Source organism: Aquamicrobium zhengzhouense (assembly GCF_016124105.1).
GTDB classification, from domain to species: Bacteria; Pseudomonadota; Alphaproteobacteria; order Rhizobiales; family Rhizobiaceae; genus Aerobium; species Aerobium zhengzhouense.
Window position 1 is genome coordinate 151629 of record NZ_JADGMQ010000002.1, and the last position, 14585, is coordinate 166213.

Here is a 14585-nt window from a genome sequence, read left to right on the forward strand (position 1 = left end):
GAGTATGGCGTAGATGGCTGGCCGGAGCCAGCGCTGCTTACTTGAGGTTCAGCAGCTTGGCCGCGTTCTCCTTGAGAACCAGCGGCACGACTTCTTCACGGATTTCGAGCTGAGCGAAGTCCGAGAGCCAGCGATCCGGCGTGATTGCCGGCCAGTCGGAACCGAACAGCATCTTATGCTTGAGGATCGTGTTGATGTACTGAACGAGGATCGGTGGGAAATAGCGCGGCGACCAGCCGGAGAGGTCGATATAGACGTTCGGCTTGTGCGTTGCGACCGAGAGCGCCTCTTCCTGCCACGGGAAGGACGGGTGCGCGAGAATGATCGGCATGTCCGGGAAGTCGACGGCGACGTCGTCGAGATACATCGGGTGCGAGAACTTCAGGCGCATGCCCATGCCGCCGCGCATGCCGTTGCCAACGCCGGTCTGGCCGGTGTGGAACAGCGCGATGCAGTTTTCCTCGGCGATGGCTTCGTAGAGGTCATAGGCCATACGATCGTTCGGGTAGAAACCCTGCATGGTCGGGTGGAACTTGAAGCCCTTGATGCCGTAATCGCGGATCAGGCGACGGGCTTCGCGTGCGCCGACCTTGCCCTTTGCCGGGTCGATCGATGCGAACGGGATCAGGATGTCGCTGTTTTCAGCGGCAACTTCTGCGATCTCTTCGTTGGCGTAGCGGCGGAAGCCGACCTCACGCTCGCAGTCGACGGCGAAGATGACAGCGGCGATCTTGCGTTCGCGGTAGTAGGCTGCCGTTTCCGGGATGGTGGGCAGCATGCCCTGCGCGCCAGCCGGATTGCGGAAATACTTCGCCATCGCCGCCTGGAATTCGTCATAGCCGTCATCACGTGGACCACAGCAGGGTTCCTCTGCGTGCGTGTGAAAATCAATGGCGACGAGTTCGTCGAGGTTCATAGCGGGCTCCTCCCGTGCGGCTAGTTTTCGGTGCTGGTTGTATACAGTCGAAGGTTTGTGTCAACTCATCCGATCGTGACTTCCACGAGGGCAAGGGTGCGATTTGTCTCGATGTGGCGGATCGCTTCGGTGAAGGCCTCCGACAGCTTATCCGGTTGATCGACCTTGATGGTCCAGGCGCGGCTCGCCTGCGCAACCTTCGTAAAATCCGGGCTCGGCTGCAGCGAAGTGAGGGGCATCTGGTTTGCCTTGGCAGCGTATCCGTCGGGGTAAAGGTCGAGGACCGAATAGCGGACGGCGGCCCACTCGCTGTTGTTGACGATCACGACCAGGATCGGCAGCCCGAGCGCTTCGGCGATCTGATGGCAGACGACGGGGTTCGAGAACATGTACGAGCCGTCGCCCATCGTTGCGACGATGAGTTTGGTACGATCAGCAAGCTGCATCCCAAGAGCGGTCGGGAACGACCACCCCAAACCGCCTGCATGGGGTTCCTGATGCCATGAATTGTGACGGTCCAGATTGATCGGCGCCAAGGGGGCACCGAGTTCAGAAAGGACTGACGCACCTTTGCCGGCAATGGCGTCCGACAGGCATTTCGAGACGTAGGCCTTGCTCATCGGGTAGCTTGGAGCGGCTGACTTTTCAATCTTCGCGCGGACCTCCCTGACGCGGCTGGCAAGCAGTTCCTTACGCCGCATGCGAGCGTTGACGTGGCGGCTGAGAAGCGGGCGCATCGCCTCTTCCAGCTCGATCAGTCCGTCAGCAGTGGCGCAGCCTATCGAGACATCAGAGCGGAAGGTTCGAACAGGCGTGCGCGTGAACAGCGGGTCTGGTCCAAGGTGAACGACCTTCACGTCCTTGCGCGGCTGGTGGACATCCGGGGACCAGGGCGCAAGGCTGTCGATGACCAGGATGACGTCTGCTTCTTCAATCCAAGGCAGAGGATCGGCCCCGACGTTGCAGGGATGCTCGCTGGCGATCGCTGTGGCAACCGCCCACCACTGGCAGACTGGGATGGACCACTCTTCAGCTAGTTGAGCCAGAGCGATGAAGCCGGCGTCGCTGCCTGCACCACGTTGAGCAATGATCAGCGGTGCCTGCGCGCTGGCGAGTAGCTTTGCCGCCTCGGCAATAGAAGAGGGGTTCGGCGCAACGGAGGTTGGTTGAACTGTCGCAGGTTCACTCAAGCCTTCCGAAGACGTTGGTTCACACAGCACTTCCCGAGGAAGGCTCAGATAAACGGGACCCTTCGGCAGAGAGTTCGCGATGGCGTGGGCCCGGTCGAGCAGGGGGCCGATTTGCTCCGGGAACTTCAGCTCATAGTCCCACTTGCAGGCCTCCCGCACGAGTGCGGTCTGATCTCGCATCTCCTGTCCCCAGCCGATCGGAACCGTCCGGGCGCCGAAGCGGCCGCCTTCCATGACAGGGGTTCGGCCGGACATCAGCAGCATTGGCACCTGATCAACGGCAGCGTTGATGGCGCCGATAGATCCGTTCGCGAGGCCGACATTCGTATGAAGAATGACTGCCTGTGCCTTGCCTGTAGCAAAATAATAGCCATGGGCCATGCCCATCGCCGCGTGCTCATGCGGGATGACAATTGCTTCAGGCAGGTCGAGGTCTTTGGCTGACGCCTCGGCCAGACCCTCAATGATGGGAGGAAAATCCGTTCCGGAATTGCAGAAGACATAGTCGACGCCGAGCGCCTTCAGTCGGGTGAAAAGCGCGGCCCCCGCGGTCATCTGCGAAAGCTCTCTCGAACGATTCTGCAGCATGGTACCTCCTTTACCTGGCTACACGCGTATGAAACAGCTTTGCCGACTGGCCGCAAGGGTTGCATACAATTCATGCGCCAACTAGCGTGCTGGAATTTTACGGAGGATCAGATGCTCGTGCAGCCCAAGCTTATCCATTTCTGTGACGTTGTCGCCCAGTTAGGCAAGCCGATGGAGCTTGGCGATGGCAGGGGCGGCAAACGCCGCATCATTCCGATCATCGGCGGAACCGTCACCGGCGAGCGGGTAAACGGCAAGATTCTCAACCTGGGTGCTGACTGGCAGACCGTGTTCGCGGATGGCAGCGCGGAACTCGATACCCGATACACAATGGAGACCGACGACGGCGCACTGATCGATATTCGCAATTTCGGCTATCGGCGTGGTCCGGCTGAGGTCTTGGCGGCGGTTGGGCGCGGAGAGGACGTCGATCCGAGCCTTTACTATATGCGTACCCAGCCGCAGTTCGAGACGGGCGACGCCCGTTACCGCTGGATCAACACCACCATTTTTGTCGGTACCGGCGCGCGGGAGGCATCGAGCGTTCGCATATCCGTCTACGAAGTGGTCTGATCGGCGGGATCATTAGGATCCTTTGGAGCGGCAACGACATGGCATGTCGTCTTTCAGGGCGTCCCGTGCAGCCAAACCTGTCAAACGGTGAAAAAAGCGGTTCGCGCTGCTACGATTTCTACATCTGGCGGAATTGCAGTTGCGGCCGAATTAGTACCTATTGTATACAGGTCGCATTCAACTGACTGCGGAGGAAGCTGTGTCGTTGCTAAATATGTTCAAGCGTTCGGATGGTGGCGACAGCGGCGTCGCACCGGAAGCTGCCGGTTTCCTGTCCGGATATTCCATCGAGGTCATGCCGCGGACGGCCGCGAAGGTTGACGATTTCCGTGCGATTCTTCCCACTGGCACTCGTGTCTACATCGCACATATCGACGGAACTCCAATCGAAGAGATGGTTGCGGCCGCCAAGCGTATTACCGATGAGGGCTTTACGGTGATGCCGCATTTCCCTGCACGCATCATCAAGGGCCGCGATACGCTTGAGGACTGGATCAAGCGCTACGTTAATGATGCAGGTATCGACCAGGCTCTGCTTCTGGGTGGCGGTATCTCCACGCCTCACGGGGATTATGACAACTCCATGCAATTGATGGAGACGGGTCTTTTCGATCAGTATGGCTTCAAGCGCCTGCACATTGCCGGTCACCCGGAAGGCAATAAGGATATCGATCCGAATGGCGGTACGGCGAATGTCGATGCTGCTGTGAAGTGGAAGCAGGAGTTCTCGAAGCGCACCGACGCCGAGATGGCAATCGCAACGCAGTTCGCGTTCGAAACGCAGCCGGTGATCGAGTGGGCCGAGCGCCTCAAGGCCAACGGTGTCACGTTGCCAATCCACGTCGGTATCGCAGGTCCGACCAAGCTGCAGACGCTGATCAAGTTCGCTATTGCCTGTGGCGTCGGGCCATCGCTGCGCGTTCTGCAGCGTCGCGCGATGGACCTTACCAAGCTGATGGTTCCGTTCGAGCCTACCGACGTTCTGAACGAGATTGCGGCTTACAAGACCAAAAATCCGGATAGCCTGATCTCGCAGATCCACGTGTTCCCGCTTGGCGGCATCAAAGCCAGCGCCGAATGGTGCAATCAGAACAGTGGATCGACGCCGGTAGCTTGATCGACAGTTGAGCACGGGCGGCATAATTACATCATGAAAATAGCATTCGTCGGATTCGGCGAGGCCGCCCGCGCCTTCACGCAGTCCCTGCGTGAAGAGGGTGGTCTCGCTTTTTGTGCATACGATATCCTTTTGGGCAGCAATGCCCCGAAGGAGGCCTCGCTGCGCGAGGCTGCATCCTCGCTTGGAGTGGCGCTTTGCTCGAATGTCGAGGAAGCTGTCGCTGACGCGGACTGGGTTGTCGCGGCCGTGACGGCAGCAGACAGCCTTGATGCCGCAAAGTCAGTCGCCGGACTTCTGAAGGCCGGTCAGGTTTATATCGACATCAATTCGGTATCCGCAGGTCGCAAGATCGAATCTGCCAAACTGGTAGAAGAAGGCGGTGCCACTTATGTCGATATGGCCGTGATGGCTCCGGTCTTTCCGCGGCTTCACAAAACGCCCGTCCTTCTCGCGGGGCCGGCCTGTAATTCCCTTGCGGCAAGTTTTGCCAAGCTCAATTTCGATTTCAAGATCGCTGGCGACGAGATTGGCGCGGCGACGTCAATCAAGATGCTCCGTTCCATGTTCGTGAAGGGGCTTGAGGCAATCACCGTCCAGACGCTTCTCGCTGCACGTGCAGCCGGACGCTTCGATGAGATTTATGCCTCGCTTTCCGCCTCGTTCCCGCAGCTGGGATGGCCGGACTTTCCTCTCTACCAGCTTGAGAGGGTGACCCAGCACGGGGTGCGCCGCGCGGCTGAAATGGTCGAATCGGCAGCTACACAGGCTGAGTTGGGCTTGGCCGCAGGGCAGCAATTGGGACTGGCGATCGCATCTGTGCAGGACGTAATCGGTCAACTGGGCGTTCGTGTTGACGAGAACAAGGGCGATCTGGCGTCCGCACTTGATGATGTTCTCGGCTCACTTAAAACTCGCTTGTAGCTAAAACTTATGGGGCGGATTGGCCTTTCGATTGGCCTCCGCCGCACTTCAGGGCTAGGTCAGGATAACCAATCCGACCTTGAGGAGAAGCCGTATGAGCGGTTCCGAGCCCTGCTATGACATCGCGCATCTGGCGCATGTGGAAGTCTTCACTGACAAATTCGAGGAGAGCCTCGATTTCTTCACGCGCGTCTATGGCCTGAAGCTTTCGGGTCAGGATGAGACGAGCGCGTATCTGCGCGCTTGGGATGAATACGAATTCCACTCGATGAAGCTGACGCGATCTGACACGACGGGCATCGGTCATGTCTCGTATCGATGCTCATCGCAGGCGGCGCTAGAGCGCCGCGTCAAGGCAATCGAGGCCTCGAAGTACAAGGTGATCGGCTGGGTCGAGGGCGACATCGGCCATGGCGGCAACAAGGCCTTCCAGTTTGAAGATCCGTTCGGCCACATCTTCGAGATCTACTACGACACGCGTCGTTATGTTCCGGATGATGCCGACAAGCCGGCATTGAAGAACAATGCCAGCCGCTTCCATGCGCAGGGTGTTTCTCCGCGTCGGCTCGATCACGTCAATCTGCTGGGCGAGGATGTTCGTGAGTTCCGCGAGTTCATGGAGACCTGCCTGGGCTCGCGCGTCACCGAGATGATCCAGCTGGATAATGGTCGGCTCGGTGGTGTCTGGTTCTCCTGCAACAACAAGACCTACGACACGGTCTGCTCCGAAGAGCGCGGTGGCGGCGATGGTCGTCTGCATCATGTCACCTACGCCACGGATCAGCGCGAGGATATCCTGCGTGCTGCCGACATCTTCCTGGAGAACGGCGTCCACATCGAAACCGGTCCGCACAAGCACGCGATCCAGGGCTCGTTCTTTCTCTACGTCTGGGAGCCTGCCGGCAATCGCATCGAACTGGCGAATGCCGGTGCTCGTCTGATCCTCGCTCCCGATTGGGAGCCGGTCGTCTGGACCGAAGCCGAGCGCAAGCGCGGCCAGGCCTGGGGACTAAAAACAATTGAAACTTTCCATACTCACGGCACGCCGCCGGTTCAGAAGAAGGAGGCTTGAGCCATGTCCAAGAAGACTGCTCTTATCGTATCCGCACATTCCGCTGACTTTGTCTGGCGTTGCGGTGGTGCCATCGCACTGCACGCATCGCTTGGCTACGACGTCACAGTTGTCTGCCTGTCCTATGGCGAGCGCGGTGAAAGCGCTAAGCTCTGGAAGAACGAGGGGATGACCCTCGAGACCGTCAAGAGCGAGCGCAAGCGCGAAGCCGAGAACGCGGCAAAAGCTCTGGACGTTCATGACATTCAGTTCTTCGACCTCGGCGACTACCCGCTGGAGATGACCCGCGAGGCCAAGGATCGTCTGGTCGACGTGATGCGCGACGTTCAGCCGTCCTTCATGATGAGCCACTCGAAGTACGACCCGTACAACACCGACCACATGTATGTGTCGGAGTGGACGCTCGAGTGCCGCGCCATCGCGCAGGCATGGGGCCACAATCCGGGCCAGAAGATCCTCGGCGCACCGCAGGTCTACCTGTTCGAACCGCACCAGACCGAACAGATGAACTGGAAGCCGGATACCTTCCTCGACATTACCCCGGTTTGGGAGAAGAAGTGGGCCGCTATTCAGTGCATGGAAGGTCAGGAGCACCTCTGGCACTACTACCGCAACGTTGCCGAAAACCGCGCCAACCACTTCATGCGTAACTCTGGCGGCCAGTCGGGCGGCCGCAAGGCGAAGTACGCTGAGGGCTTCCAGTCGATCTACCCGCGCACGGTGGACGAGCTCTAATGGCAGGGATCGTCGTTCAGAACATCGAACGCGCAGATCAGTCGGTCATTGACCGGCTGGCTGCGTGCGGCGTTGCCACCGTTCACGAAGCGCAGGGCCGCAAGGGCCTGATGGCCAGCTACATGCGCCCGATCTATCGGGGCGCACGTCTTGCCGCGAGCGCGGTGACCATCTCCTCGCCTCCCGGCGACAACTGGATGCTTCACGTTGCAATCGAGCAGCTGAAGGCCGGCGACATCATGGTGCTGGCTCCGACCAGTTCGTGCGACGACGGATATTTCGGCGATCTGCTGGCAACGTCCGCACAAGCGCGGGGCTGCAAGGGCCTGATCATCGACGCTGGCGTGCGGGACATCTCCGATCTGACCGAGATGAACTTCCCGGTCTGGTCGAAGGCAGTGTTCGCGCAGGGCACCGTCAAGGAGACGCTGGGTTCGGTTAACGTGCCAATCGTCTGCGCTGGCGCCTATGTGCGTCCGGGTGACGTCATCATCGCTGACGATGACGGCGTCTGCGTCGTTGCGCGTGAGGAAGCCGAGGCTGTTGCAGCCAAGGCCGAAGCTCGCGTTGCTGCCGAAGAAGACAAGCGCAAGCGCCTTGCTGCCGGCGAGCTGGGTCTCGACATCTACAAGATGCGCGAACGCCTTGCGGAAAAAGGTCTGAAGTATGTCTGAGACACCTTCACGCGACGAGGATATGGGCATCCGCTGCATGTGGATGCGTGGCGGCACGTCCAAGGGCGGGTATTTCCTCGCGGAGGATCTGCCGCAGGACACGGCTGCGCGCGACGCCTTACTCCTGCGCGTGATGGGGTCGCCAGACCTGCGACAGATCGACGGGATGGGCGGGGCTGACCCGCTCACCTCGAAGGTCGCCGTGGTCAGGAAGTCGGAGCGCGAAGGCGTCGACGTCGATTACCTGTTCCTGCAGGTTTTCGTCGATCGCCCGATCGTCACCGACGCCCAGAACTGCGGCAACATCCTCGCCGGCGTCGGCGCGTTCGCCATCGAACGCGGGCTGGTCGACGCCAAGGACGGTGAGACCGACGTTCGAATCTTCATGGAAAACACCGGTCAGGTTGCGATTGCGACCGTGTCCACCCCGGGGGGCCGCGTCACCTATCGTGGCGAAGCCAAGATCGACGGCGTTCCCGGTACCTCGGCAGCTGTGCCGATCGAATTCATGGATACGGCAGGCTCGTCTTGCGGCGCGCTCCTGCCATCCGGCAAGGAAGTCGATGTCATTGATGGCATCGAAGTCACCATGATCGACAACGGCATGCCGTGCGTCGTCATGCGGGCTGAAGACCTTGGCGTGACTGGCTATGAGACCCCCGTGGAACTCGAAGCCAATGCCGAACTTCGCCAGAAGGTCGAGGCGATCCGTCTCAAGGCCGGCCCGATCATGAACCTTGGCGATGTGGCGGAAAAGTCCGTGCCCAAGATGACGCTGGTTGCACCGGCGCGTGAAGGTGGTGCGATCTCGACGCGCACCTTTATTCCGCATCGTGCGCATTCCTCCATCGGCGTTCTTGGTGCGGTTAGTGTCGCGACCGCTTGCCTACTGCCGAATAGCCCGGCGGCGGCTATTGCGAATGTCGGATCCGGCCAGACGCGGACGCTCGCCATCGAACATCCCACAGGCGAAATGAGCGTTGTAGCGACGCTGGATGAGGCCGGTGGTGTGAAATCCGCAGCGATCCTACGCACCTCCCGTAAGCTGTTTGACGGCATTGTTTTCGCCTGATCGCCAAACGCGTGACCTTGCGGTAGATAGGGGTATGATCGCATACCCCAATCTCCGCCATATCCGTCTGTTCGCGTTCGCAGTTGAGACCGGATCTCTGTCGAAAGCTGCGGAGGCTGTACGCGTCTCTCAACCTGCCGCATCCCAGGCGATATCGCGGCTAGAAGAGCATTTCAGCGGGGATCTTTTCGAACGACGCGGCAGCGGTGTGTTCTTGACGGAGCGTGGCAAGGTCGTTTCCGTTCGTGCCACCCGGATTATCGAGCTTTTGCGGTCCGCCAACGTAAAACTCGCCAAGCAGTCACGCATCGGTCGTGGCCTGGCGCAGGACCTTCTGGAAACCCACGCGACTATTGCTCATTTGCGTGCCCTTGCAGGCTTTGCACGCGTTGGTAGCTTTTCAGCGGCGGCGCGGATGCTCGGTCAGGCTGAACCGTCGGTGCAGCGTGCCGCGAGGGAGTTGGAACGTATTGGCGGTGTTCCGCTGTTCGACGGTCGACAGCAATCCGTTCGCCTCACCACCGCTGGCCAGATGATCGCCTCTATCGCGGGGCTGGTGCTGCGCGAGCTTGAAAGTGCCGTGGAAGAGGTTCGCGAGCTGGATGGCAGTTTTGACGGTCGTGTGGTCGTTGGTACGCTGCCCCTTGTTCGCACCTCCATCATCCCGGATGCCATTGCACGGTGCGCGGCACAGCGCCCCGGGGCGTCGTTTGAAATCCTTGACGGTTCCTACGAGGCTTTGCTTCACAGTTTGATGATCGGTGACCTTGACCTCCTTGTGGGCGCGCTACGCGATGATAAGGTCAAGCGTGGTATCACGCAGGAGGCGCTGTTCGTCGACGGCCTATCGATCGTGGCAAGAGCGGATCACCCGTTGTTCCGGCTCGAAAACATCAGCTATCAGGATCTTGTCGGATACCCTTGGGCTCTGCCTCGCCGAAGTACTCCTACCCGTGTCATTTTCGATGCTATTGCAGCGGAACATGGGTTTGGGCCGCGGGATGGTGAGGGAATTGTAGAGACCGGCTCATTAGTCGCACTACGTGGTATTCTCGTCCAGTCCGATCGCCTTACCATCCTGTCTCGGCACCAGATCCGATATGAGGAGGAGGCTGGTCTTCTAAGGGTTCTGCCGGTGGAACTGCCAGCGACCGAACGTCCGATCGGAATTGCGAGTCGGACAGGCTGGAAACCAACCGCGTTGCAGGCTGAATTCCTTGCGGCCTTACGTGACGTTTCTTCTGCGTGACGGACCGCCGAGGCAATTGGCCAAGCTGGACATTCGCCCTGGATTGAATGAATGTGGCTGTTGAGCCCTGCAGATACGGGAAAGGCTGGACATTCTTGAATTCTAGCCTCAATCAACTGATCTGGAAACGTGCGCGTCACGTTGGCGAGCTGACTAAACTCTAACCTTGGAATTGACATGCCTCCTTATCGCTCCCGCACAACTACCCACGGTCGCAACATGGCCGGCGCGCGCGGCCTTTGGCGCGCCACCGGCATGAAGGATGGCGATTTCGGGAAACCAATTATCGCGGTCGTAAACTCGTTCACTCAGTTCGTACCGGGGCACGTGCATCTGAAGGATCTGGGCCAGCTCGTAGCGCGCGAGATTGAGGCTGCAGGTGGCGTCGCCAAGGAATTTAACACCATTGCTGTCGATGACGGTATCGCAATGGGTCACGATGGCATGCTCTATTCGCTGCCTTCACGCGAGATCATTGCTGACTCCGTAGAGTATATGGTCAACGCACACTGCGCTGACGCAATGGTCTGCATCTCGAACTGCGACAAGATCACCCCGGGTATGTTGAACGCCGCAATGCGTCTCAATATCCCGGCGATCTTCGTTTCCGGCGGTCCTATGGAAGCGGGTAAGGTTGTCTTGAATGGCAAGACCCAGGCGCTCGACCTTGTCGACGCGATGGTGGCTGCTGCGGACGACGCGATGTCCGACGACGATGTCAAGGCGATTGAGCGGTCGGCTTGCCCGACCTGCGGTTCGTGCTCGGGGATGTTTACCGCAAACTCGATGAACTGCTTGACCGAAGCTCTTGGCCTTTCTCTGCCAGGTAACGGTTCGACGCTGGCAACGCACTCGGATCGCGAGCGCCTTTTCCTGGAAGCAGGACGGGTCATCGTCGACGTCTGCAAGCGCTACTACGAGCAGGATGACGAGAGCGTCTTGCCGCGCAACGTCGCGAACAAGAAGGCGTTCGAGAACGCGATGTCGCTCGACATTGCGATGGGTGGTTCAACGAATACCGTCCTGCACATTCTTGCTGCAGCGCATGAAGGCGGCATCGACTTCAACATGGAGGATATCGATCGGCTGTCGCGCCACGTTCCCTGTCTGTCGAAAGTGGCGCCGGCAAAAAGCGACGTTCACATGGAGGACGTTCACCGTGCCGGCGGCATCATGCGCATCCTTGGTGAACTGGAGCGCGGTGGTCTGATTCACCGTGACACGCCGACTGTTCATGCGCCAACGCTCGGCGATGCAATCGACCAGTGGGACATCACCCGCACCAACGACGAAAAGGTCCACGAGTTCTTCAAGGCCGCTCCTGGTGGCGTTCCGACGCAGACGGCGTTCAGCCAGTCTTCACGCTGGAAGGAACTCGATACCGACGGCAAGGATGGAGTCATTCGCTCAGTCGAGCATCCGTTCTCCAAAGATGGCGGCCTTGCCGTTCTAAAGGGCAATATCGCTCTCGACGGCTGCGTCGTGAAGACCGCTGGTGTTGACGAATCGATCCTTGTCTTCTCAGGCCCGGCGGTTGTCTATGAGAGCCAGGACGCTGCTGTTAAGGGGATCCTCAGCAACGAGGTGAAAGCGGGCGACGTCGTCGTAATCCGCTATGAAGGCCCGAAGGGCGGCCCCGGCATGCAGGAAATGCTCTATCCGACAAGCTACTTGAAGTCGAAGGGCCTCGGAGCAAGCTGTGCGCTGCTGACGGACGGCCGCTTTTCAGGTGGCACCTCAGGCTTGTCCATTGGCCATGCCTCGCCGGAAGCAGCCCAGGGCGGCGCGATCGGTCTCGTTCGCAATGGCGACATCATCGACATCGATATTCCAGGACGCAAGATCAGCTTGCGTATTTCGGACGAGGAACTAGAAGTCCGCCGCGCCGAGCAGGATCGCCTCGGCTGGAAGCCTGCAGAACAGCGCAAGCGCAACGTTACCACGGCGCTGAAGGCCTACGCTGCCTTTGCCTCGAGCGCCGATAAGGGCGCCGTTCGCGTCCTGCCAGAGTAAGCTGTCGCGCTTGAATTTCTCGCGCCGCGTCCTTCCGAGGGCGCGGCGTTTTCTTTTGGCTGGCGAACGGCGCATTGCGTCGAGCGAAAGCAATCGGCTAGTTAGCCTGAGCAAGCCATGTACGCCAAAGAGCCGCACCGGGAGCCGGGCAGACGCATGAAAATCGCTGTAACGGGTGCCACCGGTTTTGTCGGACGCAGCCTTGTGCCGCTGCTTGCAAAGCGCGCTGAGCTGCTTCTCATCGGCCGGGACATCGCACGGATCCGGATGCTCTTTCCCGGGCAGGCCGCCTGTTCCTATGACGGCCTGGCCGACCAGGCAAAGGGCTTTGACCTCCTCATTCACCTTGCGACCATCAACAGCGATTCCGACGCCGGGGAAGCGGACTTCGAAAAGGTGAATGTGGATCTTTTGCTGGAAATGGCCGAGGCGGCCCGCCGGGCGGGCGTGAAGCGCTTCGTGAACATCTCCTCGCTCCACGCTCTCGATGCAAACAACCGTTCGCCCTATGCGAGCACCAAGCGAAAGGGGGCCGAAGCGCTTCTTAACGTCGAAGGCATGGAAACGCTGACACTTTATCTGCCCGCCGTACATGGCGATGGCTGGCGGGGAAAGATGGCGTTCCTCAACCGGCTGCCGGAGGTGTTTGCCAAGCCGCTTGCTGTTCTTTCTGGCGCGCTCAAGCCCACGGTGGAGGTGACGACGCTCGCCGAGTTTATTTTGAACCGTGCCGCAACGCACGAGGATAGGGAAGTCGCGCTCTCCGAAGGCCAGGAGCACAATCCCGTCTACAATTTCGTCCGCCGAACTGTGGACCTTGCCTTTGCGCTGGTCGTCATCCTCTTCTTCTGGTGGGCACTGCTGCTGATCTGGCTGGCAGTGAAGCTCCAGTCGCCCGGCCCGGGAATCTTCGCCCAGCGACGCATCGGACAGAACGGCACGGAGTTCACCTGCTACAAGTTTCGTACGATGCGCCTTGGCACTGTCCAGGCCGCAACCAATGAGGTCTCGGCGAGTGCTGTCACAAAGCTTGGCCATTTCTTGCGTCGCACCAAGCTCGATGAGCTGCCGCAGGTCGTCAATATCCTGAGCAATGAGATCAGCCTGATTGGCCCACGGCCGTGTCTGCCCGTACAGCGGGCGTTGATCGAGGAACGACGCAAACGCGGCGTCCTGCGTTTGAAGCCGGGAATCAGCGGCCTGTCACAGGTGAATGGCATCGACATGAGTGAGCCCGTACGCCTCGCGAAACATGACGCGCGGTATCTTGCCATGCAATCGCTGCTGCTCGACCTAAAAATCGCCTTAGAAACTATACTCGGCAGGGGCGGGGGTGACCGGGTCAGAGATCGACGCTAATGGCGCGAACCACGAATGGCAGCGTAGACGCTGCCAGAGATCTACGAAGGTGGGGGCCTTTATGAAAATCGACTTTGCAAATCCGCGATGGGAAGCCGGATTTCCCTACGCATATCTCAGAGCCGTACCTGTTTGGCTTGGGCTTTGCTTGTGCGTCGCATTTATCGGATACGTTGCGTTAGCCCTGACGCCGTCTCATTACGCTCTTTGGCCTCCAGCACCTTGGCGTCGAAGATATTCGACCTTTACTCTTCGAAGCTCGAAATGTCCGATCCGATGAGTGGATCGCGTTCACGCCGCTGGTTCAGACGGCGGTAAGGGGGGGATTTGATACGGTCAATCAGGTCTCGCCCTACCATGAGACGCTCAAAGGCTTCTGGGCGCTCCCCATCCTGGATTGGTCACTGATCGTGAAGCCTCAATTATGGGGCTTTTGGCTTCTCCCGCCAGCCTATGCATATTCCTTCTATTTTGCATGCCTTTGGGCGTCGTTCCTTCTCGGTTATTCCGTACTGTTCAATCAGCTTGGCGCGCCACTTCGTATTGCGGTGGTAAGTGCAGTGGCCGTCGTCGGCGCCGGATCCTGCTTTGCCGTTGCCGACAGCCGCGGGCACGTGTACTCCTGCTTTTTAAGGAGAACTCATGGCTAGACCACCGAACTACAGTCACGAGCGAATGGAGCGAGATCGCGCCAAGGCGGCTAAGAAGGCTGAGAAGCAGGCGGCTAAGGCTAACGCTCGTAAATCCGATGAAGGTACATCGGAGAAAAATGAAGACCCTTCGGAAAGCACGCCGAGCGACTAGGCCTTTTCGTCGTAGAGAATGCCGGCCTCGCGAGCGACTGCTAGGACCGCGCGACGAGCGGCCATTGTCGTCTTGCCGCCGAGGCTGGCATCAGAACACGCTTGCAGTGCTGCGCGATATTTCTCGCTGCGCTTTGCATTCCAGCTTCCCAGAAGAAATTGGTAAGCTTCGGTGGGTGTACGCAGCGTGTGTACGGCACCTGTGGCATCTACCTTGACGGTGATGTGATTCTCAAAACGATTGCTATCCATGGCCTCAAATAGGCTATGCGCCGAACTAAGGCCAGCACCGTCTCGGTT

15 protein-coding genes are annotated in these 14585 nt (G+C 59.4%); 12 read left to right on the forward strand and 3 right to left on the reverse strand.

Annotated features, from left to right (window positions below; genetic code table 11):
- Positions 1-37: 37 nt before the first annotated feature.
- The gene (locus IOD40_RS03860) at positions 38-916 is read right to left on the reverse strand and encodes an amidohydrolase family protein (RefSeq protein ID WP_198474534.1); all 879 of its coding nucleotides are present in this window, start codon (positions 914-916) and stop codon (positions 38-40) included.
- Between the two features lie 65 nt (positions 917-981).
- Positions 982-2694 carry a thiamine pyrophosphate-requiring protein gene (locus IOD40_RS03865; RefSeq protein ID WP_198474536.1) on the reverse strand — a complete coding sequence of 571 codons (1713 nt, stop codon included), beginning with the start codon at positions 2692-2694 and terminating at the stop codon, positions 982-984.
- Positions 2695-2805: 111 nt separating this feature from the next.
- On the opposite strand from IOD40_RS03865, the gene IOD40_RS03870 reads away from it, so the two are divergent.
- The 12 genes from IOD40_RS03870 to IOD40_RS03920 all read left to right on the forward strand — a co-directional run bounded on the left by IOD40_RS03870 (position 2806) and on the right by IOD40_RS03920 (position 14286).
- Positions 2806-3267, forward strand: coding sequence for a DUF3237 domain-containing protein (locus IOD40_RS03870; protein ID WP_198474538.1), 462 nt, complete (start codon positions 2806-2808; stop codon positions 3265-3267).
- Positions 3268-3466: 199 nt separating this feature from the next.
- A complete protein-coding gene (locus IOD40_RS03875) occupies positions 3467-4384 on the forward strand; it encodes a methylenetetrahydrofolate reductase (RefSeq protein ID WP_198474540.1) in 918 nt (305 codons plus the stop codon).
- A gap of 33 nt (positions 4385-4417) precedes the next feature.
- Positions 4418-5308 carry an NAD(P)-dependent oxidoreductase gene (locus IOD40_RS03880; RefSeq protein ID WP_198474541.1) on the forward strand — a complete coding sequence of 297 codons (891 nt, stop codon included), beginning with the start codon at positions 4418-4420 and terminating at the stop codon, positions 5306-5308.
- Between the two features lie 94 nt (positions 5309-5402).
- Positions 5403-6380, forward strand: coding sequence for a VOC family protein (locus IOD40_RS03885; protein ID WP_198474543.1), 978 nt, complete (start codon positions 5403-5405; stop codon positions 6378-6380).
- 3 nt (positions 6381-6383) lie between these two features.
- Entirely contained in the window at positions 6384-7115 is a 732-nt protein-coding gene (locus IOD40_RS03890) for a PIG-L deacetylase family protein (protein WP_198474545.1), read from the forward strand.
- On the forward strand, positions 7115-7789 hold the full coding sequence (gene ligK, locus IOD40_RS03895; protein ID WP_198474547.1) for a 4-carboxy-4-hydroxy-2-oxoadipate aldolase/oxaloacetate decarboxylase: 675 nt from the start codon (positions 7115-7117) through the stop codon (positions 7787-7789). Before IOD40_RS03890 ends, ligK begins: the two co-directional genes overlap by 1 nt.
- Positions 7782-8861: a 4-oxalomesaconate tautomerase gene (locus IOD40_RS03900; protein WP_198474549.1), complete on the forward strand. Its 1080-nt coding sequence runs from the start codon at positions 7782-7784 to the stop codon at positions 8859-8861. The genes ligK and IOD40_RS03900 overlap by 8 nt, the downstream gene beginning before the upstream one ends.
- Positions 8862-8895: 34 nt before the next feature.
- A complete protein-coding gene (locus tag IOD40_RS03905; protein WP_198474551.1) occupies positions 8896-10110 on the forward strand; it encodes a LysR family transcriptional regulator in 1215 nt (404 codons plus the stop codon).
- A gap of 177 nt (positions 10111-10287) precedes the next feature.
- A complete protein-coding gene (gene ilvD, locus IOD40_RS03910) occupies positions 10288-12123 on the forward strand; it encodes a dihydroxy-acid dehydratase (RefSeq protein WP_198474552.1) in 1836 nt (611 codons plus the stop codon).
- A 156-nt stretch (positions 12124-12279) separates the two neighbouring features.
- Positions 12280-13482 (forward strand): hybrid nucleoside-diphosphate sugar epimerase/sugar transferase, encoded by a 1203-nt coding sequence (locus IOD40_RS03915; RefSeq protein WP_198474554.1) that lies wholly within the window; start codon positions 12280-12282, stop codon positions 13480-13482.
- Positions 13483-13718: 236 nt separating this feature from the next.
- The gene (locus IOD40_RS20395) at positions 13719-14132 is read left to right on the forward strand and encodes a DUF7657 domain-containing protein (RefSeq protein ID WP_456061949.1); all 414 of its coding nucleotides are present in this window, start codon (positions 13719-13721) and stop codon (positions 14130-14132) included.
- Positions 14125-14286, forward strand: a complete 162-nt coding sequence (locus IOD40_RS03920) for a hypothetical protein (RefSeq protein WP_198474556.1) — start codon at positions 14125-14127, stop codon at positions 14284-14286. Before IOD40_RS20395 ends, IOD40_RS03920 begins: the two co-directional genes overlap by 8 nt.
- Here IOD40_RS03920 and IOD40_RS03925 read toward each other — a convergent pair.
- Positions 14283-14537, reverse strand: coding sequence for a DUF982 domain-containing protein (locus IOD40_RS03925; protein ID WP_198474558.1), 255 nt, complete (start codon positions 14535-14537; stop codon positions 14283-14285). The genes IOD40_RS03920 and IOD40_RS03925 overlap by 4 nt on opposite strands.
- Positions 14538-14585: the final 48 nt, after the last annotated feature.